Source organism: Phormidium tenue FACHB-1050 (genome assembly GCF_014696925.1).
Lineage (GTDB): Bacteria > Cyanobacteriota > Cyanobacteriia > Pseudanabaenales > Pseudanabaenaceae > Pseudanabaena.
The window spans coordinates 48863-72293 of record NZ_JACJQY010000020.1; the positions used below are offsets into that span (position 1 = coordinate 48863).

At 42.8% G+C, this 23431-nt stretch carries 18 protein-coding genes; 11 read left to right on the plus strand and 7 right to left on the minus strand.

Annotation, left to right across the window (positions count from 1 at the left end):
* Nucleotides 1-159 precede the first annotated feature (159 nt).
* Both H6G05_RS13435 and H6G05_RS13440 read right to left on the minus strand, forming a co-directional pair.
* A complete protein-coding gene (locus H6G05_RS13435) occupies nucleotides 160-1821 on the minus strand; it encodes a GMC family oxidoreductase (RefSeq protein ID WP_190578655.1) in 1662 nt (553 codons plus the stop codon).
* 210 nt (nucleotides 1822-2031) lie between these two features.
* Nucleotides 2032-3423 carry an aldehyde dehydrogenase gene (locus tag H6G05_RS13440; protein ID WP_190578656.1) on the minus strand — a complete coding sequence of 464 codons (1392 nt, stop codon included), beginning with the start codon at nucleotides 3421-3423 and terminating at the stop codon, nucleotides 2032-2034.
* Nucleotides 3424-3534: 111 nt separating this feature from the next.
* On the opposite strand from H6G05_RS13440, the gene H6G05_RS13445 reads away from it, so the two are divergent.
* Nucleotides 3535-4335, plus strand: a complete 801-nt coding sequence (locus H6G05_RS13445; RefSeq protein ID WP_190578657.1) for an E3 ubiquitin ligase family protein — start codon at nucleotides 3535-3537, stop codon at nucleotides 4333-4335.
* Between the two features lie 259 nt (nucleotides 4336-4594).
* A complete protein-coding gene (locus H6G05_RS13450) occupies nucleotides 4595-7453 on the plus strand; it encodes a zinc-dependent metalloprotease (protein WP_190578658.1) in 2859 nt (952 codons plus the stop codon).
* Between the two features lie 63 nt (nucleotides 7454-7516).
* On the opposite strand, the gene H6G05_RS13455 is transcribed toward H6G05_RS13450, so the two are convergent.
* On the minus strand, nucleotides 7517-8353 hold the full coding sequence (locus H6G05_RS13455; RefSeq protein ID WP_199310525.1) for a TPM domain-containing protein: 837 nt from the start codon (nucleotides 8351-8353) through the stop codon (nucleotides 7517-7519).
* An 88-nt stretch (nucleotides 8354-8441) separates the two neighbouring features.
* On the opposite strand from H6G05_RS13455, the gene ylqF reads away from it, so the two are divergent.
* The 4 genes from ylqF to H6G05_RS13475 all read left to right on the plus strand — a co-directional run bounded on the left by ylqF (nucleotide 8442) and on the right by H6G05_RS13475 (nucleotide 12087).
* Nucleotides 8442-9281 carry a ribosome biogenesis GTPase YlqF gene (gene ylqF, locus H6G05_RS13460; protein WP_190578659.1) on the plus strand — a complete coding sequence of 280 codons (840 nt, stop codon included), beginning with the start codon at nucleotides 8442-8444 and terminating at the stop codon, nucleotides 9279-9281.
* A gap of 530 nt (nucleotides 9282-9811) precedes the next feature.
* Entirely contained in the window at nucleotides 9812-10735 is a 924-nt protein-coding gene (gene rnhA, locus H6G05_RS13465; protein WP_190578660.1) for a ribonuclease HI, read from the plus strand.
* Between the two features lie 204 nt (nucleotides 10736-10939).
* Entirely contained in the window at nucleotides 10940-11662 is a 723-nt protein-coding gene (locus H6G05_RS13470) for a hypothetical protein (protein WP_190578661.1), read from the plus strand.
* Between the two features lie 80 nt (nucleotides 11663-11742).
* Nucleotides 11743-12087 (plus strand): XisI protein, encoded by a 345-nt coding sequence (locus H6G05_RS13475; RefSeq protein WP_190578662.1) that lies wholly within the window; start codon nucleotides 11743-11745, stop codon nucleotides 12085-12087.
* Nucleotides 12088-12278: 191 nt separating this feature from the next.
* Here the strand turns inward: H6G05_RS13475 and H6G05_RS13480 are convergent, their stop codons facing one another.
* From H6G05_RS13480 to H6G05_RS13490, 3 genes are read right to left on the minus strand one after another with little or no spacing between them, the layout of a single operon-like run.
* Entirely contained in the window at nucleotides 12279-12557 is a 279-nt protein-coding gene (locus H6G05_RS13480; protein WP_190578663.1) for a helix-turn-helix domain-containing protein, read from the minus strand.
* Nucleotides 12550-12795, minus strand: coding sequence for a type II toxin-antitoxin system RelE/ParE family toxin (locus H6G05_RS13485; protein WP_190578664.1), 246 nt, complete (start codon nucleotides 12793-12795; stop codon nucleotides 12550-12552). The genes H6G05_RS13480 and H6G05_RS13485 overlap by 8 nt, the downstream gene beginning before the upstream one ends.
* Before the next feature lie 34 nt (nucleotides 12796-12829).
* The gene (locus H6G05_RS13490) at nucleotides 12830-14029 is read right to left on the minus strand and encodes a GNAT family N-acetyltransferase (RefSeq protein ID WP_190578665.1); all 1200 of its coding nucleotides are present in this window, start codon (nucleotides 14027-14029) and stop codon (nucleotides 12830-12832) included.
* Nucleotides 14030-14753: 724 nt separating this feature from the next.
* Here H6G05_RS13490 and tpiA point away from each other — a divergent pair.
* From tpiA to tuf, 5 genes are all read left to right on the plus strand, one after another.
* On the plus strand, nucleotides 14754-15503 hold the full coding sequence (gene tpiA / locus H6G05_RS13495; protein ID WP_190578666.1) for a triose-phosphate isomerase: 750 nt from the start codon (nucleotides 14754-14756) through the stop codon (nucleotides 15501-15503).
* Nucleotides 15504-15705: 202 nt separating this feature from the next.
* Nucleotides 15706-16119 (plus strand): 30S ribosomal protein S12, encoded by a 414-nt coding sequence (gene rpsL / locus H6G05_RS13500; RefSeq protein ID WP_009627792.1) that lies wholly within the window; start codon nucleotides 15706-15708, stop codon nucleotides 16117-16119.
* Between the two features lie 79 nt (nucleotides 16120-16198).
* On the plus strand, nucleotides 16199-16669 hold the full coding sequence (rpsG, locus tag H6G05_RS13505) for a 30S ribosomal protein S7 (RefSeq protein ID WP_094536346.1): 471 nt from the start codon (nucleotides 16199-16201) through the stop codon (nucleotides 16667-16669).
* 79 nt (nucleotides 16670-16748) lie between these two features.
* Nucleotides 16749-18827 carry an elongation factor G gene (fusA, locus tag H6G05_RS13510; RefSeq protein ID WP_190578667.1) on the plus strand — a complete coding sequence of 693 codons (2079 nt, stop codon included), beginning with the start codon at nucleotides 16749-16751 and terminating at the stop codon, nucleotides 18825-18827.
* 106 nt (nucleotides 18828-18933) lie between these two features.
* A complete protein-coding gene (gene tuf / locus H6G05_RS13515; RefSeq protein ID WP_190578668.1) occupies nucleotides 18934-20166 on the plus strand; it encodes an elongation factor Tu in 1233 nt (410 codons plus the stop codon).
* A gap of 59 nt (nucleotides 20167-20225) precedes the next feature.
* On the opposite strand, the gene H6G05_RS13520 is transcribed toward tuf, so the two are convergent.
* Entirely contained in the window at nucleotides 20226-23393 is a 3168-nt protein-coding gene (locus H6G05_RS13520) for a WD40 domain-containing protein (protein ID WP_190578669.1), read from the minus strand.
* Nucleotides 23394-23431 lie beyond the last annotated feature (38 nt).

Below are 23431 nucleotides of genomic sequence, written 5' to 3' on the forward strand. Positions count from 1 at the left end.
GATGTTGCACCGCTTTGCGGTACAACATCTCTTGCATTTATATAGCAATGTAAGTTTTGCTTAGGACATAAAACCCAAAAGATGAGTGGCGGCGCTTCGCGCCGCCACTCATCTTTTGGGTTTTGATTTGTCCTAGCTATCTCTTGCATTGCTATAGTTTTAAAAAACTCCCTTACGCATTTCTTCTGCAATAAACTCACTTGCCCTAGCCGTAATTGCCATCTCGGTTAAAGTAGGGCTTTGCCAACCTGATGAAGCCCAACAAGCTCCATCGGTGACAAAAAGATTAGGAGATTCCCATACTTGATTATGGGCATTGACTACAGAGTTTGTTGGTGATGTTCCCATTCTTGCGCCGCCGACTTCATGGATGTAGTAACCAGGGGGAGCTGAAAATGCCATTATTTCTTCCATTTGGCTAACAAAATCTGCAAAGATAGGAACATGGAACATATCCGTCAACTTCATATTCTTTCCACCTGCAAGTTTGATGATTTCGTCAATCTGTCGGTGCATATGGTCTAACATCAGATGTTCGTTCTCTGACCAAGCACATTCGATATGGGGTACAGGAATTCCCCATGCATCAACGACATCATTATTTAATTGAATTTGATTATTATAGCGAGGTAGAACTTCTCCATGGGCAATCAGAAAGCCAATGGAACCAGATCCGACTTTACGGACAATGCTTGGTAAATCAAAGCGCTGCACTCCTCCCCAAATACCATAGCCGCGCAAAAACTTCTCTTGTTGTGATTCTAAATTAGTAAAGCAGGGAATGAAAAAGCTATCACATCCTGATAAATCAAAGGTTTTAGGCTGTTTAATATTGGGTAAGAAAAAGAATGTGGAAGTAGATACATGATCCATTAGATAACGTCCTAGCATTCCCGATGGGTTGGTTAATCCTGCCTGTTGATATTGCTCTGTGGAATGTAGGAGAATTCGCACTGACTCGATAGTGGAAGCGCAGAGAACGACAGTACGGGCAAATACTTCATGGGTGGTTTTGCTGTGGCGATCTCGATATGCCACACCACGAGCCTTGCGCGTATCTGGATCAAAAATCACATGACTAACTACTGCATCCGATCGCAAAGTTACGTTACCTGTAGCGATCGCAGCTTTGAGCGAAGAGCCAAGGCTGGAATACATCGGCCAAGGTTGCTCTGGGGTGGGACGGTGCAGACCGAAGCCCCGTGAAGGGATCAGGCAACGGTCAGACCAATTAGTTTCTACAACTTGCTTTAAATGCAGTTCAGCTGGAGTAAGGGGTAGTGTGGGTTGGTATTCACCATCAGGCAGTTGGGCTAGTCCTTCTTGACTGCCACGCACCTGAAAAAACTGCTCTAATTTGCTGTAGTAAGGTGCGAGATCGGCATAGGCGATCGGCCAGTCTTGCTCATAACCATCGCGACTGGCTGCTTTAAATTCATAGTCCGATAGGCGGAGGGTGATGCCTCCCCAAGTTAAGCTTTTGCCACCCACCTGTCGCCCACGTATCCAATAAAAGGGCTGATCTTCTGGTGTGGTGTAGGGATTATCCTTTTCATCGATGAATAAGTCAGGGTTTGCTTTCCAGTAACCAGGGTGCATTGATTGGTAAGACTGTCTTTTAGAAATCGCGAGGTTATAAAATCGCTTTGCCATGTCCCTAACCTGATGCCCTAGATCTGCCTTTGCATCGGGAGTACGACCTGCTTCTAAGACAAGGACTTTGAGTCCGCGTTCGCTCAATTCCTTCGCAGCTACACCGCCGTTGGCTCCAGAGCCAACCACGATCGCATCATAAATTTCTGAAGAGGGAGGGGTACTCATCTTATTTCTTGACAAACCTTAAGCTTTTCGATATTCGCTTGGCAACTACAGCAATTTAATATCTTGCCTGAAAATGCCCTCACAATTTCAAATTATTGAACGGAGTAATCCAAGTAAGGGCAATTCATGAATTGCCCTTACGATGAAAGATTGATTATCTAGACGAAATCTGCTTTATCAAAAGCCTCATAAATTGTGACTTTTGATAAACTAGTTAATGAATTTTTTCAGGCTTTCAAGAGTCATTTTGTAAGGTGGATAGCGCCATTTGAGATCAAAGCGGAAAGAATTTTTGAGTACACTTTTACGATGAGAAAAAGTATCAAAACTTGCCTTACCGTGATAGCTACCCATACCGCTATGACCAACACCGCCGAAGGGAAGCTCTGGATTGCCTAAGTGCATAATGATGTCGTTGAAACAACCGCCACCGTAGGATGTCTCTTGGATAATGCGCTCTTGATTCTGTTTGTTGCTAGAGAAAAAATACAAGGCTAGAGGTTTAGCTTGAGCATTAACAAAAGCGATCGCTTCTGAAAGTTGGTCATATTCCAAAATTGGCAAGATTGGACCAAAAATTTCCTCAGCCATGATTTTGGAGTTAGGAGACACTGCATCAATTAGAGTCGGCGCAATAAAGCGATCGCTTTTATCACTGTTACCCCCGATTAGTACTTTGCCTTCATCTAGCAAACCTACGAGACGATCAAATTGGCGATCGTTGACGATACGGGCTAAGTCAGGACTCGTTTGGGCGTTCTCTCCGAAGAAGGCTTTGACATGAGTGACTAACTTCTCTATTAGTAGAGGCTTAATGTTTTTCTGAACCAATAGATAGTCAGGAGCAACACAGGTCTGTCCAGCATTATAGAACTTACCCCAGACAATCCGCTTCGCAGTAATTTCTAAATCACAGGTTTCATCGATAATACAAGGGCTTTTGCCGCCAAGTTCTAGGGTGACAGGGGTGAGATGCTTTGCTGCGGCTTCCATCACAATTTTGCCGATCGCAGTTCCACCTGTAAAGAAGATATGGTCAAATCTTTCGGCAAGTAGGGCTTGATTGGTTTCGATACCGCCTTCGATGGCGATTATAAAGTTAGGATCGAAGTTATCGTTAATGATCTTAGAGATCGCTTGGGAAGTATGCGGCGTATGTTCAGAAGGCTTGAGAATGGCGCAATTTCCTGCGGCGATCGCTCCAATCAGGGGTTGGATGGTAAGAGCAAAGGGATAGTTCCACGGCGCAACGATCAATACTACGCCTAGAGGCTCGGTATAGATATAACTAGAACTTGGAAATAAATTTATGGGAGTCCCAACTTTCTTGGGTTTCATCCAAGTTTTGAGATGTTTGAGTACAAATTTAATTTCTGAGAGAGTTACTAAAACTTCACTGCCAAACGCCTCAATCGCAGGCTTACGTAGATCGGCATAAACAGCATCAAGAATTAGCTGTTCATGTTCTTTGATCAGTTGTGCAAGCTTATTTAGCTGAGCGACTCGAAAACTATAATCTTTGGTTTTACCTGTGGCAAAGAAAGTACGTTGCTTGGCGATCGCAACTTGAATATCAAGACTACTGGCAGGTATAGTGACCATAATTTGTAATTCGTGATTTGTAATTCGTAATTTATAAAATTGAGTTCTAGCTCAAGGTTAACCTATGTTAATTTTAAGCCATAGCAAAAGCGCATATATACTGCAAAGACTATGGCAATTTTTGGCGGCATTCTGATCGTAATCGGTATCATTCTATTTTTTGTCCAAAAAAATTACAGTACAAAATTACAAAGTATTAAATTAGCAACAGCCTCAACGGTTGGGGAGTTACAAAGGATTGCTAGTGAGATTGCAGGTGAGATTGGGAGTGGGAATCTGCGAGAATATGTAAAGGTGCGCGGTATTATTCGTAGCGATCGCCCTTTAATTTCGGAGCTAAAGCAATTGCCCTGTGTGCATTACACGATGCGCGTAGTCAGGGAATATGAGGAGCAACAAACAACCAGAGACAGCGAAGGCAAAACCCGCACCGAAACCCGTCGCAGTTCTGAGACGATATCGAGTAATAGTCAGTCAATTCCCTTTACATTGCAAGATCGCTCTGGGGAATTGGTGGTAAATCCTGATGGTGGCAATATTGAGACAGTCCAAATATTAAATGAGTTTCGCCAAGAAAATTTTAATAGCTCATCTATATCTTTTGGCGGCTTTAGTTTAGCTGTTGGAGGTGGTATGGGAGGAGGTAGACGCACACTCGGCTATCGCTATACAGAATCAATCTTACCCTGCGATCGCGAGGTGTTGGTGATTGGTACGGCGGCTGATGATGGTGGTCAAGTTATACTGCGTAAACCGATTCAATCTGACAAAAAGTTTATTATTTCCCTCAAGAGTGAAGAGGAACTAGCTAAGTCTACGGCAAATGCTGCTAAATGGTTTTTCTACGGCATGGTTGTTTGTTTTGCGATCGGGGCGATTCTATTGGTTTTAGGATTAATTTTGAAAAAGTGAACATTACAATTCACCTAATTAAGAAAGGCGGCGTTTCGCGTCGCCTTTCTTAATTAGGTGATAGATAGGACAAATTAAAACCAAAAAGATGAGGGGCGGCGCTTCGCGCCGCCCCTCATCTTTTTGGCTTTATGTCCTAAGCAAAACTTACGTTGCTATAGTGTAAATCCTAAAAATCTAAAGATATTTAGACTAATTGCTGCAAGTACAACTAAAGTGGGTAGTCTGTTTTAACAAAACTCATGTCATAGGTGCGGAAATGAAGAGAATTCGATTTTGGATAGCAATTTGCCTTAGTTTTTTTCTTGTTCTAATTTCTCATCCATTTATCGAGAGATTTTCTCCCATTTACGCACAAGTTCCTTTTGTTAATAATATTCCTCCTCTACCTACAACGCTTCAAGGGCAAGAAAAACCTGAGCTACAACCATTTGACCAAGTAATCAAAGAGCATCAAAAATTAGCGGGGCTATTTACGCTTTATCGCCATAAAGAGACAGGTAAAATCTTTGCCGAAATTAAACCTGCACAACTTAATCGCAACTTTTTGGCGGTGATGACCCTTGAATCTGGGCTAGGTGAGCGCGGTCTCTATCGTGGTATTCCTTTGCGTGACTTGATGTTCACCCTGCGCCGCTTAAATAACAATTTGCAATTTGTGATTCCGAATACTAACTTTCGCGCTCAGCTAGGTGACCCCCAAGAGCGATCGCTTAGTCAATCATTTAGTGACTCGATTTTGATCTCACTGCCAATTCTTAGTATTCATCCTCAAAATAAATCTTTTTTAGTTGATTTAGATCCATTAATCTTGAGTGATATTTTACCCAGCTTGAGTAAAACTTTGGCTGCACAACTTGGTACTTCCTTCACAGCCGATCCCAGTAAATCCTATATCAGCAAAGCGGAAGCCTTCCCAAAAAATATTGAACTGGAGTCAGTATTTGGATTTATGGGATCAATAGTACCAAATTCAGTATTTAGTAATTCCAATCTAGATACCTTGCCTGATGGCAATGGTTTTACGCTCAAAGTCCGTTATAGCCTATCTCAACTACCAACTCAAAATGGCTATCGTCCTCGTCTTGCTGATGAACGAGTTGGCTATTTTGTGACAGCCTATCAAGACATCTCCAAAAGCTCGGCAAAAACTCCATTTGTCCGTTATATCAACCGTTGGCATTTAGAAAAGCAAAATCCTCGTGGTCTAATTTCTCCACCAAAACAGCCGATTACCTTTTGGATAGAGAATACGGTTCCTTTAGAATATCGGGCTGCTGTGCGTGAAGGTGCATTAATGTGGAATAGGGCCTTTGAGAAGATCGGGTTTAAAGATGCGATCGTTGTCAAACAAATGCCCGATCGCGCCGATTGGAATCCAGCTGATGTTCGCTATAACACGATTCGTTGGTTCAACTCAGTTGATGGTTTCTTTGCGATGGGTCCATCTCGCACGAATCCCTTAACAGGTGAGATTCTCGATGCTGATATTATCATTGACAGTAATTTGGTTCGAGCCATCAAGCAAGATTTTGGCAGTATTACTCAGCAAAATAGTTGGCAAAACTTAGCTTTTCTGTCACGTTTGACTGGTAATCCGCATCTATGCAGCTATGGAATGGATGCACGGCGAATGCGCTACGACAAACAGGCGATCGCCTTGCTCCAAAAACAACCGATTTCCCCTAAGTTCAATGACAACTTGTTTATGTCTAGTGCTAGTGATTTGTGCTATGGCATAGAAGCGGTGGAACAGTTTAAGGTGGGCGCAATGTCTCTATCTCTGTTTGAGAATGTATTGCCCAGTAGCGATCGCATGAAAGACTATATCAATCAATTTGTGCGAGAAGTCACAGCCCACGAAGTCGGACATACCTTGGGTCTGCGCCATAATTTTCATGGTAGTGCGATGCTCTCACCTGCGGAACTGAATAATACTGAAATCACTCGCAAACGTGGTTTAGTTGCTTCTGTAATGGACTACAACGGTGTGAACCTTGCGCCCCAAGGAACGAAGCAAGGTGATTTCTTCACCAGTAAAATTGGAGCCTATGACGAATGGGCGATCGCCTATGGATATACTCCAATCGATGCGATTATTCCTGCTGGTGAGTTAAAAGAACTAGAAAAAATCGCTAAGCTTGCTCCTCAGCCAGAACTAGCCTATGCCCCCGATGAGGATGCATTTGCGGGACTTGATCCTATGACCCAAGCCCATGATTTGAGCAATGATTCCGTGACCTATGCTCAATGGCAGTTTGACAATGCTCGCGTCATGTGGAACCGCATCGAAAAGCGCTATCCCGGAAAAGGAGAAAGCTTTAATGATACTAAAGTAGCCTTCAATCAGGTCTTTGGACATTACGCATCTAATCTGTTTGCCCTAGTTTCCTATGTTGGTGGGCAATCCTTTAACCGTTATCGTTCTGGTGATGCGATCGGGCGATTACCCTTTGAGCCAGTTCCTCTATCTAAGCAACGGGAAGCGATCGCCTCAATTCAAAAAAATCTCTTTTCAGCCGACGCGCTCAACTTTTCGCCTAATCTGTTAAATAAGCTGGCTCCATCCCGTTGGTATCATTGGGGAGCTTCACCGCAGTATTCTTCTCTAGACTATCCAATTCACGATAGCATTCTCTCTTTGCAAACCTTTGTTCTAAGCGATTTATTATCTTCAGAACGCTTGCAAAGGCTACGTGATACAGAACTGAAAACCTCTGCTGGTGAAGCTCTGACATTACCAGAACTGTTTGATACTCTAATGCAAGGTATTTGGACAGAGGTAATGCAACCAACTAATGACTTAACACAAGTTTCGAGCCTGCGGCGTTCGCTTCAACGCCAACATATGAATCTATTAGTCAATCTGGCTCTCCGCAATCGTCTCTCCATAGACAAAATCGATAATTTCCTTGATTTCCTAGTTGGTATCCAAACCAGCAATCCACCTGAAGATGCTCGTACCCTTGCGTGGTATCAACTCCGCCAACTGCGCGATCGCCTTGCGAGTGTGTTGCGCGATCGTGGTGATAAGCTCGATACCTATACGAAAGCCCACCTCGAAGAAGCTAATGATCGCATTGCCAAAGCGATCGACTCCAAGTTACAAGCTCAATAGCTCTCAGCGCTTTGAGCAGATCTTGATTGCAAATAAAAAGCGGCGCATCGCGCCGCTTTTTATTTATCTTGCTTCGGTTGATGGAGTCACTCGTTTTGGTGAAGGAATCAAATAGGCAATTACTGCGCCACCGACAAACCCCGCTACATTGCGAACAATGGGAACCCATTCGCTCGTGCGCGTCAGTACTGGGCCTAGACCAAAAGAGATAAACAACATGCCCCAAAGTGGAGTAAAGATTAAAGCCCACTTCCAAGCAAAGATTTCACCATCTTTGCGAGGATGTCCCGCAAATCCAAATACGACACCACCGACAATGGAAGTAATCAAAGTCAAAATCCACTGCTCTTGAGGAATCCCAGGAACAACAGCGCAACCATCTTGATCGAGACAGGTAGCGATCGCATCAATAGCCGACAAAATTGATTGATCATAACCCTGCTCACGTACATAGAATTGGTTGCCATATCGCGATTGCAACTCAATCCAGAAGCTGCGAGATAGCAATGGATAGATGGCATCACCAACACTAAAATTGAGTAAGTTGCGTCCACGGGCATCCGCTACTAACATCACACTATTATCATCTAGTCCCCAAAACTCCTTAACTGCGCGTCCTGGGGTGCGATCAACTTGAGTAAGAACACGCAATTTCCAACCTGTTTGCTCTTCAAATTTGGTTAACTTTTGATCTAGGGCTAATTCTTCTGTATCAGTCAAAAAACGTCCCAAATCAATAACGTTTGTATACTTTTCAGGCAATAGCTCTGGGGCATCAAAGGCTTGAGCCGCAGGAATATGGGTAAAGGCGATCGCCAAGGGGAGGAATATGGCGATCGCGATCGCGCCGAATCTCTGAGCGAATCTCCGAGCAAAGTTTTGTAGATTGGACTTAATCATGATTTTTGTTAAAAGTTAATCTTAATATTTCTTAATATCTTAGCAGCAGTATATAGTTAAAGATACTTTCTCTCTGTATTTTTTTCCTATGGCAAGCCCAATTCAGTGGTATCCAGGTCATATCGCCAAAGCTGAAAAGCAGTTGTTAGAACAACTAAAATTGGTGGACGTGGTCATTGAGGTGCGTGATTCGCGCATTTTGATGTCTAGTAAGCATCCCAAAATTGAAAAATGGGTGGAGGGAAAGTCGCATATTTTAGTATGCAATCGTATTGATGCCATTTCCTCGACGGTGAAAACGCAATGGATGCGCTGGTTTACCGAGCAGGAACGCATGGCATATTTTACCGATGCACAGGCTGGCAAAGGTATGGTGGATCTACTCAAGGCGGCTCAAGTCGCAGGTGAAAAGGTCAACGAACGTAGAAAAGGACGGGGAATGCTACCGCGTCCTGTGCGGGCTGTAGTAGTTGGTTTCCCTAATGTCGGCAAATCGGCGCTAATTAATCGGTTACTCAAGAAAAAAGTGGTTGCTAGTGCCAATAAACCGGGGGTTACCCGCCAGTTACGTTGGATCAGGATTTCTGATGAGATCGAGTTGCTGGATACTCCTGGAGTAATTCCACCATTGCTGCACGATCAAGATGCAGCGATGAAGCTTGCCATTTGCGATGATATTGGTCAGGCAGCTTACGACAACGTATTAGTGGCGGCAGAAGCAGTGGATCTGCTGATCCAGTTAAATGCAAAGCTGAGCAGCCGTTACATCATTGATCCAGCAACGGTAACTTCAGGAATCGAGTATATCCACGAGGTTGCAGCCTTAAATAAGTTTCAAGGTGATTTAGATAAAGTTGCAAGGCTAATTTTATATGATTTTCGCAAAGGGAAATTAGGGGCGATCGCTCTAGAAATGCCACCTCACTAACATTTATCGTGAAGTAGACATGCGCTCAAGTGTGGGCTAAAAGCTCAAGCCCTTACATTCATAGTTAAGGTGTCGGCTTACCCGCCACCACTCTAATACGTTTAGGACTCACGCAAAAGAGGGCAAAGTAAGGGCAATTCATGAATTGCCCTTACTTTGCTACACAGGTTTTATAGCTATAGCTACCTGTATCAGGACAAGTCAAAACCCAAATAGTGTGATGCGGCGCGAAGCGCCGCATCACACTATTTGGGTTTTATGTCCTAACAAGAATGGCGACAGCTATAAGTCGTTTTGCGTAAGTCCTAACGTTATTTAATTTGCGATCCTTAACTTACAGAAATTATCGATCAAACTAACTACAAGATATTTTTTGCAAGTATTGCTTCGCAATGCTTGCAAAAAATATCTCGGTTTGGTTTTAAACGCAAAACGCTGTAATAGTATTCTGTAGTCCACTTCAGTGGACTTTAGCTTTTAGCTAAGAACTTGAGTTCTTGGCTCATTTTTAATTAGCATTACTCAACCAGATGACAAGCAAAATTTATTTAAAAGGCGTAAAAGCCTATGGATATGTAGGATATCTCCCTGAAGAGAATGTATTAGGGCAATGGTTTGAGGTTGATGCAACACTATGGGTCGATTTTGAGCAATCTACCCATAGCGATGAAATTGAAGATACGGTTAACTATATTTCCTGTATTCGCAAGATCGAAACTTTAATACAGACACAGAAATTTAAACTGATCGAGAGATTAGTTGGCGCGATCGCTGATAGTCTTTTGGAAGATCCCAAAATCGCACAGGTGGAGGTGAAGGTAATCAAGCATCCTCCAATACCCAATTTCCTAGGCTCAGTCGCTGTAGAAATTGTGCGATCGCGTTCTCACGCTCCAGTTACAAATGCCGCAAAAACCACTCACACAAAACTAGAAACAATTCCTAAAACTGAATCTATCCCTGAAGCTAAACCTACAAGCCCAAAACCTCAAGCTGGAGATTCAGGAACATCAAAAATTATTAGTATCCATACGGATGGTGCTTGCTCTAAAAATCCAGGACCTGGCGGTTGGGGTGTAGTTGTTCACTTCTCTGATGGTAGTACCAAAGAGCTTGGTGGTGGGCTGCGCGAAACCACCAATAATCAAATGGAATTGCAAGGTGCGATCGCTGCTTTAGAATTTCTCGCTACTCACAAACAATCCACTCCTGTCGATCTTTATACCGATAGTAAATATGTACTTGACGGGATTACTAAATGGATTAAGGGTTGGAAGAAGAATGGCTGGAAAACCAAGGATAATAAGCCCGTCAAAAATCAAGAATTTTGGCAACAACTCGATCCCCTCAATACATCAAATATCCGATGGCATTGGGTAGAGGGACATTCTGGCGATCCTGACAACGAACGTTGCGATGCGATCGCCCGCAGCTACACCGCCAAATATGCCTAAAAAACGATTTTGGGAATTATATTATGAGTAAGTGTCCAAGGGGGTAACGAGAAATGGTCATTCCAGCAATTTTTGAGGTGCTTTAACGCTGATTTGTCTTGATTTAGGTCATTTGATGAGCCTGAAACGCACCAAATTCGTACCCCCCTTGGACGGTTACTATTATGAGACTTTTTTATCTTTTTTTAGATCCTAATTTGTTTTATGAGTGAATTAAATTCAGGCTATTTTTCACATTTTTCTTCTAATCGATTAATAGAATATATAGAAAAAATTTTACTTTTTGAGTATTTAGAGACAGGTTCTCCATGGGTAAGCAAAAATGAATTATATTTATTATTCGCTAAGAAACATGGGATTGAATTAAATGATATAATTAAGAATTTAGGATATGAGAATGAATTAAAAAAATTCTTAATTCAAAGCAAAAGTTTCTCAATATATCCTACACAATCATATGATGATTTTTATGTTGCTATGTTGCAGATTGTTGTTCCAAATTCGGATAAGAAGGCATCTTTAACAAAATTCACAATCAAGAAACCTTGGAAAGCTGATGGGCGTTTAATAAATTTTTTGAAATCTGAAGGTGCAGTTGAAACAGGATATTTGCAATCGGGCAAATCCAAGCTCAAAAGTACACAGCACAAGAAAAAATTAGAGATTCCGATATGTATAGAATCAATTGATGATCTACAAGTAGCTTTAGTAGAGATTATTGACAACACTTTAGAAGAGACTGGTTATAGTACTATTAGTTCTTCCGAATTAAGTAAAAGTTTTTTGAAGTATTATCAAAAGCCGATAAGAAGTGTAGTGAAAAACGTATCTCCTAACAAAAAACTGATTGAGATAATTGAAGAAATTCCAAACTTTAATATCCAAAAGTCTAATAATGGTTGGAGTATCAGTAAAATGAATAATTGAAGTAAATGTCTATAGCAGTTCTGAATGAAATGTCAGCTTAATATTTTAGTTTATGACATAAACAAGGAGGTGATTGTCAAATGGAAAATCCAGAAAAAATCCAGACTTATCGCACGATCATCAAACAAATTCTCAATCAACATGCCTCTTATAAACCCTCACACGGCGAATTTGAAATGCAAACCCTCTTTGATAACGAACAGGATCGATATCAAGTACTAGCAATTGGTTGGAATCAAGACAAACGTATCTATGGCTGCTCGATGCATCTTGACATTAGAGCAGGGAAAATCTGGATTCAATCGAACAATACAGAAATAGATATTGCTGAGGCTTTAGTTGCTCAAGGAGTACCCAAAGAAGATATTGTGATTGGCTTACAACCTGCTTATCTAAGGCAATATACAGGATATGCGATCGCCTAAATACACGCTTAAAGACAGATTTGCAAAAACTTAGCTAAACTCTGGCAAATCTCAATCAATATCGTGTGTTTGGTTTAAGCATATTTTCCCGCAAAAGCCGTCATCACATCCAGCTGCGAATCTATTAACAAACATTTTTCTAAATGTTCAACGTCCAACTCAGGTAGCCATTCACTGACCAGCTTTAGATGTTATAGCTGGTCAGTGAATGGCAATGTTTTATCACTATCGTACTGAATTGACAGCGAATGCCCATCATAATCAGCATCCTCAAGTCTAGCGATCGCTGATTGCTTCGTACCAATGCGATCGGCAAGTTCCTTTTGATTCAATCCTCTTGCAGTTCTTGCCTCATAGATAAGTTGAGCCACCACAGCATTAAGCGAAGCTTCCCTCACTAAATCCTCAAGTACAGGATCGTTGCCAGTCAAATTATCAATAATTTTGAGGGCATCACTAGTCTTAGCCATTATCTAAATCCTCTTGATAAGTATGAACATTTGGATTCTCCTCAAACTGACACTTACGTTCAATCGCTCTCTCAATATCTACAATGGGAACTCGATCTGTATCTTTGGTAATTGCATGAGCGAGAATTGCAATATTTTGACCATCAAAAAAGTACAAAATGCGATACTGAATGTGAATATGCTTAGCCCGCAGTTCATAGATTCCATTGCGTAAATAATCTGCTGCGGGTCTTCGCAATAACGATTATCTTTTCAAGGTTGCTGTGGGCAATTTAAACATGAAGATCGGGAGGTGCAAAATCAAAGGGAAGTTCGTTGTTAATTGCTTGAATTTGCTTTGCTTCGTAAGTATTCACCTCATTGATATAAGGTACAAGAATTTGCTTGAGCCGATCGCGATAAAAGCGATGCAAACTGTAATTTGGTGTCGCAGGAAATCCGCGTCGTTTTTTATGCTGACCACCTGCCCCTGGATCAAAGCGTTTAATTCCCTGTGCGATCGCCCATTCAATCGGCTTGTAATAACAAGCATTAAAGTGCAAACAATCAATTTCCTGCACACATCCCCAATAGCGCCCAAATAACTGATCATCCTTACGAATACAAAAAGACATTCCGACAGGTTTGGGATAATCTTCGATCTCACCTGCCACAAACACAAGGCGATCGCGAAAACTATGGGCGAGATTTTCAAAAAACTTGCGGTTCAAATACTTGCTGCCACCCCAGAACTTATTGCAATGATCGTTATATAGCTCATACATATAGCCGTAAAAATAGTGCGGAATCTCTTCACCCGTATAAACCCGCATCGTAATCCCTGAGCTTTCGACCGACTTGCGCTCTCGCTTAATATTGCGGCGCTGATTCGCATTGAAATTTTTGAGGTAATCATCAAAATCTGTAAACTCTTGATTTTCCCAAACGTAACTATGGTGCATCCAAGTTGTGAAACCTCGCGACTCTAGCTCATGCTTCCAACTCGGATCAACATATAAAAAGTTGCAGCCCGACATTTGATGTTTGTCACAAAGGCGATCAATCTCCGCAAGCATTAAGTCATAGATTTTTGATAATTCGTTGGGATTATCGCTCAACTCAGGATGCACTAAAAAGCGATAACCCACCGCAGGCGTAAACGGAGCCATCCCCAATAATTTTGGATAATACTCAATCCCCAACCGATAGGACAAATCGGCCCATTGATGGTCAAATACAAACTCACCTTGACTATGCCCCTTCAAATACAAAGGCGCAGCCGCCACTAATACATCACCCTGCCATACTAATAAATGACTAGGTAGCCACCCCTGCTGCGCGATCGCACAACCTGAAGTCTCTAGATTCGAGAGCCACTCCCATTCAAAAAAAGGAGTCGCCAAAGGTTTTGCGAGAATATTCCATGCCTCAGCCTTGACCTTATTAACCGTATCCACCCAAGTCGTCGTATAACGGGAAGCTTGTTGCAGCATAGTGAAAGTCTTGGCTGTATTTAAGTAAGTTGCTTAGTATACATAGCTTAACAAATGTAAACCCCAAAGTCAGAACGATGACTCAGTAATCTTCTTGACTTTTTGATTTTAAAAATCAAGAAACTTGTGAATTTATGTAAACAAATGGTGTCGTGTAACACCACCTACGTTAATGTATATACATGGCACAAGAGACAGAGCAACTCAATCCAAACGCAAACCTAGTTTAAATGTTGAAAGTAAATCTTCAATGTTAAGGAGGAGCTAACAGAAAGAGTTAAAAGTCAAAATCGGATTGACGCTTTGTTGCTCCCCACGATTCTTTCGATCTTTACGGGGCAGTGCTTATTCTAAAGATCGGTGTAGTTTTGATAACTTCGATAGCCTGTATTGTTATTGGGGTCTCTTAAATTTCTATTTAATGTTTACTTAGGTTTTGACCTAGCATGAAAACGAAATGAGACAAACTTATGTAGTTGAAAAGATAAAGGCTACGGCGTACAGTTAATCAATACCCACACGTTCCAGTAAACCTCTAGTAGAAACCTTAATTGAATTATTTAAAGACATGAGTCTAGCAGCCTTCTGCTAGACTCATTCAGTTTTTGGAGATAAAAGCAAAGGTGATCTCTTCGCACCTACCTTTGCTTTTAATGATCCCTTTTTCGGTAAAATAAATAACAATTCATTATTTTCACAATCCTAACTCAGGGGTAAACGAGCATTGCGTAAAATCGTTATCGCTGGCAACTGGAAAATGTATAAAAACCAGTCTGAAGCCAAAACATTTTTCTCGGAATTTCCTGCCCATCTCAAAGCCACCGCTCCCCAAGCGGCGATCGCTGATCAGCAAATCCTTATTTGCGTTCCATATACAAATCTGGCGATTCTACAAACCATCGTGCCAGCGATCGGTCAAGTAAACCTGAGTATTGGCGCTCAAAATGTCCATTGGGCAGAAAATGGCGCATTTACTGGTGAAATTTCTGCACCGATGCTAGTCGAGCTTGGCATCAAATATGTGATCATCGGACATAGTGAGCGTCGTCAGTTTTTTGGTGAAACCGATGAAACTGTGAACAAGCGACTAAAAGCTGCACAGGCTCACGGATTAACTCCCATTCTCTGTGTTGGTGAAAGCAAGCAACAACGCGACGCAAACGAAACCGAGTCTTGGATTTTTTCGCAACTAGCTGCCGACCTTGTAGATGTTGATCAAAATAATTTGATCATTGCTTATGAACCAATTTGGGCGATCGGTACTGGTGACACCTGCGCTTCTAGCGAAGCCAATCGTGTAATTGGACTAATTCGTGGTAAGCTTGCGAACCCTGACATCACAATTCAGTACGGTGGTTCTGTCAAAGCTGATAATATTGATGAAATCATGGCGCAACCTGAAATTGATGGTGTGCTAGTTGGTGGAGCAAGTCTTGACCCAGCAGGCTTCGCCCGAATTGTAAATTATCGCTAGGTTTGCTTAGATTACTTTCTGTTTACATGCTGTCCCTAATGATTTTTTAATAAAGACAGCGATCGCCACAGCCGACATAACCATAACAAAGCTCATCAAGCTATGACAATTGCTATGACAATTGACTTTGTGAGATCTACTTTGTTATAATTATGTGCTGTTGATTAGAATACACAGCCGCAGATATACCAAATCATCACTTATGCCCACGATCCAACAGCTCATCCGCACTGAGCGACAAACTATAAACACCAAAACAAAATCTCCTGCCCTAAAAAGTTGTCCTCAACGCAGGGGAGTATGTACGCGCGTCTACACTACAACACCCAAAAAGCCCAACTCTGCACTTAGAAAAGTGGCACGGGTACGCTTGACTTCTGGATTTGAAGTCACCGCATACATCCCTGGGATTGGACATAACCTCCAAGAACACTCCGTTGTGATGATTAGAGGCGGTCGTGTAAAAGATCTTCCAGGTGTGCGTTATCACATTATCCGTGGCACTCTCGATACTTCAGGTGTTAAGGATCGTAAGCAAGGACGCTCTAAATATGGTGCTAAGCGACCTAAGCCAGGTCAAGCCCCAGCAGCAAGCACAGGCAAGAAGAAAAAGTAAGAATCATCTATAAAAAGGTTACTTAGTAGCCATTTAGTAAAATTAGCAATTCATTTTATAAGGTGAATTTAGTACCGCAATGTCCCGTAGAACGAAAGCTTCAAAGCGCATAACTCCTCCAGATTCGGTTTACAACAGCCGTCTTATTAGTATGCTTATCCGACGTGTAATGTCACGTGGTAAGCATTCTGTAGCCTCTCACATTGTTTACAAAGCTCTTGACACAATTGGCGAACGCACAGGAAACCCACCATTAGAGGTGTTTGACCGTGCAATTCGTAACGCTACCCCATTAGTCGAAGTAAAAGCTCGTCGTGTTGGTGGTGCTACTTATCAAGTGCCTATGGAAGTTCGCACTGATCGTGGTGTTGCCCTTGCCCTCCGCTGGTTAGTCCAATATTCTCGTGGTCGTGCTGGACGTAGCATGGTAACTAAACTAGCTAATGAGTTGATGGATGCCGCCAATGAAACTGGTCAAACCATCCGTAAGCGTGAAGAAACCCACAAGATGGCAGAAGCAAACAAAGCATTTGCTCACTACCGTTACTAACGTTGTTAGACCTTAGCTTGCCTCGCTATACTATTCTTAATATAAATTCTCAATTCCTGACAAACACGAGGAAACTATTGTGGAACGCTCTATTGCCTTAGATAAGGTACGCAATATAGGTATTGCGGCGCATATTGACGCTGGTAAAACCACAACTACAGAGCGAATTCTGTTTTATTCTGGCGTTGTTCACAAAATAGGTGAAGTCCATGATGGAACCGCCGTAACTGATTGGATGGCTCAAGAACGCGAACGCGGTATCACCATTACTGCCGCCGCTATCAGCACCAATTGGAAAGATCACCGCATTAACATCATCGACACTCCTGGACACGTGGACTTCACCATTGAAGTGGAACGCTCCATGCGTGTACTTGATGGCGTAGTTGCAGTTTTCTGTGCCGTCGGTGGCGTACAGCCTCAATCCGAAACTGTATGGAGACAAGCAGACCGCTATAAAGTACCTCGCCTCGTATTCGTCAACAAAATGGATCGCATGGGGGCGAATTTTTTGCGAGTACGAGAACAAATTCGTGCGCGTTTTGGTTCTAATGCTGTTCCCATCCAACTGCCTATTGGTAGTGAAGCAGAGCTAGTAGGAATTATCGATCTCGTCAAAATGAAAGCCTACATCTATAAAGATGAAATCGGCAAAGATATCGAAGAAATAGATATTCCTGCTGACTTAGTTGAACTAGCTAACGATTGGCACGGTAAGCTCCTTGAATCAGTTGCCGATTCTGACGATGATCTGATGGAAAAATATCTTGAAGGTGAGGAACTCACTGAAGATGAAGTTAGATCGGGCTTGCGTAAAGGGACTCTTAGCGGCAAGATTGTCCCAATGACTTGTGGTTCGGCTTTCAAGAATAAAGGCGTACAGCTTTTACTAGATGCCGTTATCGATTACCTTCCTGCGCCCAGTGATGTTAAACCAGTTTCAGGTTTGCTACCTAACGGTGAGGAGGCTACTCGTGAAGCAAAAGATGATGCACCAATGTCGGCATTGGCGTTCAAGATCATGGCTGATCCCTATGGTCGTCTCACCTTTGTGCGAGTTTATTCTGGCATCTTGAAAAAAGGTTCCTACGCTCTGAACTCTAGCAAAAACAAGAAGGAACGTATTTCTCGCCTGATTGTATTGAAAGCTGACGATCGCCAAGAAGTTGATGAACTCAGAGCTGGTGATCTCGGTGCAGTATTGGGACTCAAAGATACCTTCACTGGCGACACCCTTTGTGATGACACCTCACCGATTGTATTAGAGACTCTGTTTATTCCTGAGCCTGTTATTTCCGTAGCTGTTGAGCCAAAAACGAAACAGGATATGGAAAAATTATCCAAGGCTTTGCAATCTCTGTCTGAAGAAGATCCTACCTTCCGCGTGATGACCGATCCAGAGACTAATCAAACAATTATCTCTGGTATGGGTGAGCTTCACCTTGAAATTCTCGTTGATCGGATGAAGCGTGAGTTTAATGTTGAAGCGAACGTTGGTGCGCCTCAAGTTGCTTATCGCGAAACTATTCGCAGAACCGTTACCGATATTGAAGGTAAATTTGCCCGTCAGAGTGGTGGTAAGGGACAATATGGTCATGTTGTGATCAATTTGGAACCTACCGAACCAGGTACAGGATTTGAATTTGTATCGAAAATTGTGGGTGGTGTGATTCCTAAGGAATTTATCAAGCCTTCAGAACAAGGTATGAAGGAAGCCTGTGAATCAGGAATTCTGGCTGGTTATCCTGTAATTGACCTGAGAGCTACCCTCGTACATGGATCGTTCCATGATGTGGACTCTTCAGAAATGGCTTTTAAAATTGCTGGTTCGATGGCAATCAAAGAAGCTGTAATGAAGGCTCAGCCTGTTTTACTTGAACCGATGATGAAGGTTGAAGTGGAAACTCCTGAAGACTACATGGGTGATGTCATCGGTGACCTAAGTCGTCGTCGTGGCAATATTGCGGGTATGGACGATACTCCATCTGGCAAGAGAGTTGAGGCAAGGGTTCCCTTGTCGGAGATGTTTGGTTATTCTACTGACCTGCGCTCTTCAACTCAAGGTAGGGCGAGCTTCTCGATGGAATTTAGCCATTATGAAGAAGTACCGAAAAATGTGGCTGAAGCCATCATCGCTAAAAGCAAGGGCAAAGAGTAGTCCTTCAAAATACTCGACAAATACTCTATAAACTAGAGTAGCAATTACCCAAAATGCTCTATAAACTAGAGTAACAATCACTAAAGTTAAGGATAATTACGAAAAAATGGCACGCGCTAAATTCGAGAGAACTAAACCCCACGTCAATATCGGTACTATTGGTCACGTTGACCACGGTAAGACCACTTTAACTGCTGCAATTACCATGTCTCTTGCCGCCGCAGGTCAAGCAACAGCTAAAGCATATGACCAAATCGATGCTGCTCCTGAAGAAAAAGCTCGTGGTATCACCATCAATACTGCTCACGTTGAGTATCAAACTGTAGAGCGTCACTATGCTCACGTTGACTGTCCAGGACATGCTGACTATGTTAAGAACATGATCACTGGTGCAGCTCAAATGGACGGAGCTATCTTGCTAGTATCTGCTGCTGACGGTCCTGAGCCACAAACCCGTGAACACATCTTGCTTGCTCGTCAGGTTGGTGTACCTAACCTCGTTGTTTTCTTGAACAAAGAAGACCAAATGGAAGGCGAAGAAGAACTAGTTGAACTAGTTGAACTTGAAGTTCGTGAATTGCTTTCTTCCTACGATTTTGACGGCGACAATATTCCCATCACTCGTGGTTCCGCGCTGAAAGCTGTTGAGCAAATGACCAAAGATCCTAAAACTGCTCGTGGAACCAATCCTTGGGTTGATAAAATTTGGACTTTGATGGATTCTGTTGATTCCTACATTCCTACTCCTGAGCGTGCAGTTGACAAGCCTTTCTTGATGGCTGTTGAAGACGTATTCTCGATCACTGGTCGTGGTACGGTGGCAACTGGTCGGATTGAGCGTGGTACTGTTAAGGTTGGCGATATCGTGGAACTTGTTGGTATTACCGATACCCGTACTACTACCGTTACTGGTATTGAAATGTTCAAGAAGAGCCTAGATGAAGGTCTAGCTGGTGACAACGCAGGTCTATTGTTGCGTGGTATTCAGAAGGCTGACATTGAGCGTGGTATGGTTTTGGCTAAGCCTAAGTCAATCAATCCTCACACTCAATTTGAAGGTCAAGTCTATATTTTGACTGAGAAAGAAGGCGGTCGTAAGACTCCTTTCTTCCCTGGCTACCGCCCTCAGTTCTATGTACGTACTACTGATGTAACTGGTACTATTGCGAGCTTCACTGCTGATGATGGTACTGAGGCAGAAATGGTAATGCCTGGTGATCGCATCAAGATGACAGTTGAGTTGATCAACCCTATTGCGATCGAAAACGAAATGCGCTTCGCTATTCGTGAAGGCGGTCGTACAGTTGGTTCAGGTGTTGTAACTAAGATCTTGAAATAGTTCTTAGATTTTAAACAATAAAAAAGCCTCGCTAAGCGAGGCTTTTTTATTGTTTAAAATCAGGAAGGAGGAGTGGATTTGAGGTATTTGTAGAGCCAGCCACAGCCACCTAAGCAGGTACGCTTATCCTCTTCGGAAACATTAATATTCGTTCTTAAATATTCCTGTAACCATTGGCATCCCCGCATTAGGAGATTTTCGAGGTCGAGATTCCACATGATGATCTTCCGATCTTCACCCGATGACACCAGAATTTTGCCATTGGGACTAAAGCAGACACTTCGCACTGGTCCTTGATGTCCATTAAAGGTGCGTAAAAGCGTACCATCACCACTCCAAAATTGAATAGTAGAGTCTTCACTAGCTGAAACAATCGACTTGCCATCGGGACTAAAACAGACACTAGTGACTTCTGCACTGTGACCATTTAAGGTTTTGATTAATTGCCCTTCAATACTCCAAAGTTTTACACTTTGATCCATACTGCCACTGGCAATCATCTTGCCGTTGGGGTTGAAGCAAACTGTATAAACTTCAGCGCTATGTCCGTCTAAAGTTCCTAACAGAGTGCCATCCCAACTCCAGAGATTAATCAGTTTGTCTTTACTTGCGGAGGCAAGCATACTGCCGTCGGGAGCAAAATCGATACTGTAAACTTCCGCAGTGTGTCCTGTGAGCGTTTGTAGCCATTTTCCATCAGCACTCCAAACTCGGACAGTACCATCTGCACTACAAGAAGCAAAAACTTGACCGTCACAACGATAAACAACCTTATAAATTTCCGCACGATGGGCGCTAATGGTATCAACTAAGGTTCCATCAGTTCTCCAGATTTTGATACTAGCATCGGCGGCGGCGGTCAATATGGTAGAACTATCGGGACTGAAGGTGACGCAGTTAACCTTATCGTTATGACCTTCTAAGACCGCCTCAAGAGTACCATTGGCATTCCAGAGATTAACTGTTTTATCCTTACATGTAGATGCCAAAAATTTAGAGTTAGGACTGACTGCAACCGAGAACACTTCATCTGTATGTCCCATCAAAGTTCTTAAAGGAGTACCACGGATTGCCCAGAGTTTGACAGTGGTATCTCGACTGGCCGAGGCAAGAGTTTTGCCATCGGGACTAAAGGCAATACTATGGACAACGTCGCCATGCCCTTGAAACGTATATTGCAAACCCTGTTCTATGTCCCAAACGCGAATTGTGCGGTCAAATCCGCTTGAAGCTACCGTGTGATTGTCATGACTAAAGGCGACGCTCCATACTTTGTCAGAATGTCCATAAAAAGTTTTCAGTAATATTCCATCTGATCCCCACATTTTAACGGTGCGATCGCGGATTCCAGAAACAATTGCTAAACCATTAGGTGCATAGGCAACACTTTCTACAAAACTGTCATGTCCTCGTAAATGTCTGATGGGTACGCCCAGAGTATTCCAGATGATCAGATTGCGATCGGCACTACCTGAAACTAGAGACTTACTATTGGGATGAAAAGCTACACAGGTAACCCAACGATCATGACCGCCACGCAAAGTACGAATTACAGTGCCATCATTTTTCCAAAGTTTAACGGTTGTATCTTCGCTTGCTGAGGCAATCATCTCACCGTCATGACTGAAACATACGTCTAAAACAGGACCTTCATGACCTCTGAGGGTAGCGATGGGTTGAGCGGCAAATTTACCTGTAGATTCATCACGTTTCCAGATCTTGACCATATTGTCGCGGCTACCTGACACCAATAGGTTGCCGTTGGGGCTAAAAGCAACGCTAGTTACCCAATTTGTATGACTGCTTAAGGTTTGGAGTAAAACTCCTGATGCGTCCCAAATTTTGATGGTGCGATCGCTACTAGCAGAAGCAATAAATTGACCATCGCGAGAATAGCAAACCTTATTAACCCAAAATCCATGTCCTTCAAGACGATTGAATTCATGAGTACCATAGACGACTTGTTCTAGAGCCGTAATCGCTCGGATTTGGGTATTGGCACGTAGATTCTCAAGAGTGCTTTCGTCAACTTGAGTTGTAAGGCGTTTGAGCTGTACACCACCAATTACGCCCGCAATCATCGCTTCAATATGATTATTAGAAAGAAATAGTGCTTCTGAAGAAATGGTGTAAGCAACTATTTTTTCGTTGATTTCGCCCATCTCAGCAATTACACGCTGACGACGTTCGGACTCTAGGCTTTTTTCGAGTTCTTGGCTCAGTTTTTCGAGACGATCAGCATCAGCTGCACGTGCTGCTATCATTTGTTCCCGCTCGTTAACTCTTTGTGAAGCCTCTAAAAAGTTAAGATCGATTCTCGGTAATTCTGGTTGACCATCAGCCCAAGCTAGGGATTCAGCGAGACGGGTTCCCCGCAATAAGCAAGATTCATCGGTTTCTTCAGATCGTTGCCAAGCTTGTAAAGCCTCCAGATATGGACAGTTACGCAGTTCAGAAAATTTAACCTTGTTTTTAAGTTTAATCACCACGATCGAAACATCGTCGTCAGGAACGTCTAGTTCTGAAAATTGATCAAGGGCAATCTTTAAGCCTTGTAAAATATCTGTAGCTGAATATTCAGCTAGTTCAATTACGGTTTTGCGTAGTGGGGAAATATCAGCCCCGTTAGATCTGCCAAATTCTTCTCCCGATGGACTAGTGGCTTCAAATAGTCCATCACTAAAAAAGATAGCAATATCCCCTTCATGCAGCGATCGCGAAGTGGCTTTATAGGCTGCACTATCAAAGCGCCCCAAGGCGATCGCAGGGTTGACAACCTCTTCACAGGTATTAGTTGCAGCCCGATAAATTAAAGGTCCGGGAATGCCAGCATTACCCAGATGCAGCTCATAGTTAACTAGATCAAGCGCACCATAACAAAAGGCGATCGCATCATCAGTGCCGCTTTTGCAAAGTAATTGGTTCAAAGAATTCAACATGGAAGAAGGGTTTTGGAGCCTCCCCTGCTGACCATAGGCATCCAATTGTCCTTTAAATAAAGCAGCATGAATTGCCCCAGCGACTGATTTGCCTGAAGAGTCGGCGATCGCTACAGCTAATGTGCCTGATTGCTCTAAAAACTGATAATAATCGCCACCAAGATCTACTGCTGTCCATACTTCCGCAGCAATCTCTAGCCCCGGGTAAGCAGGCAAGCTTTGTGGCAATAAGCTTCTTTGTAGTAATCTGCCACTTGATAGGTCGTTGGAAGTTTCATTTAACTGCATACACTAATAGGCAGAGCGATCCTCAGGACAAGTATTGT